General features: G+C 67.8%; 1 rRNA gene and 1 pseudogene. One reads left to right on the forward strand and one right to left on the reverse strand.

From position 1 onward, the window contains the following. Window positions 1-170 precede the first annotated feature (170 nt). Window positions 171-287 (forward strand): 5S ribosomal RNA (rrf, locus tag ACFWUQ_RS31465). Window positions 288-947: 660 nt separating this feature from the next. Here the strand turns inward: rrf and ACFWUQ_RS31470 are convergent. Next, a pseudogene (locus tag ACFWUQ_RS31470) lies at window positions 948-1,259 on the reverse strand (hypothetical protein); the annotation flags it as partial.

The raw sequence follows: 1,259 nt of genomic DNA on the forward strand, positions 1-1,259 counted from the left end.
CCAGATGTGGAAGCCCGGTAACGGGTGAAGCTGACTGGTACTAATAGGCCGAGGGCTTGTCCTCAGTTGCTCGCGTCCACTGTGTTAGTTCTGAAGCAACGAACAGTTGCTGGTTTCTAGAGCTAGAACATAACTACAAAGTGTGCTTGTTCGCTCGAAACCGATAGGGTTTCGGTGGTCATAGCGTTAGGGAAACGCCCGGTTACATTCCGAACCCGGAAGCTAAGCCTTTCAGCGCCGATGGTACTGCAGGGGGGACCCTGTGGGAGAGTAGGACGCCGCCGAACAATCTTTCAAGGACCCTTGGTCCAGCGTTCAACGCTGGACCAAGGGTCCTTTTTTGTTTTTCACCTCTTTACGCCGAAGCGCGGCCATGGGTTGGTTGCGCGAGAATGACTAGCGGTACCCCGAAGACAGGAGTCACACCCATGTCCAACTCTCCCGACGATCGTCCGGAGCGCGAGCCTCGGCGCAACGACGGCGGTGACAGGGGCGGCTACCGCGGGGGCCGTGACGACCGTGGCGGCGACCGTCCCCCGTTCCGTCGTGACGACCGTGGCGGTCGCCCGGCCGGCGCCAGTGGCGGCAGTGGCGGCGGCTTCCGTCGTGACGACCGCGGTGGCCGGCCCGCCGGTGGCAGCGGTGGCGGCGGTGGTTTCCGTCGTGACGACCGCGGTGGCGACCGCCCGTCCTTCCCGCGCCGTGAGGACGACCGTGGTGGACGTCCCTCCAGCGGTGGTGGCGGCGGTTTCCGTCGTGACGACCGTGGTGGCGACCGCCCGTCGTACCCGCGTCGTGATGACGACCGCGGTGGGTTCCGTGGCGGCCGTGACGACCGTGGCGGCGACCGTCCCTCGTACCCGCGCCGTGAGGACGACCGTGGTGGACGTCCCTCCAGCGGTGGTGGCGGCGGTTTCCGTCGTGACGACCGCGGTGGCGACCGCCCGTCATACCCGCGTCGTGATGACGACCGCGGTGGGTTCCGTGGCGGCCGTGACGACCGCGGCGGCGACCGCCCCTCCTTCCCGCGCCGTGAAGACGACCGTGGTGGCCGTCCCTCCAGCGGTGGTGGCGGCGGTTTCCGCCGCGACGACCGCGGTGGCGACCGTCCCTCGTACCCGCGCCGTGAAGACCGTCCCTCCTTCCCGCGTCGTGATGACGACCGAGGCGGGCGTCCCTCCAGCGGTGGTGGCGGCGGTTTCCGTCGTGACGACCGCGGAGGCGCCCGGCAGTGCTTCGCGGTTCTTGTAGACGCCGGA

It is taken from the genome of Streptomyces sp. NPDC058662 (genome assembly GCF_042716255.1).
In the GTDB taxonomy this organism is placed as follows: domain Bacteria; phylum Actinomycetota; class Actinomycetes; order Streptomycetales; family Streptomycetaceae; genus Streptomyces.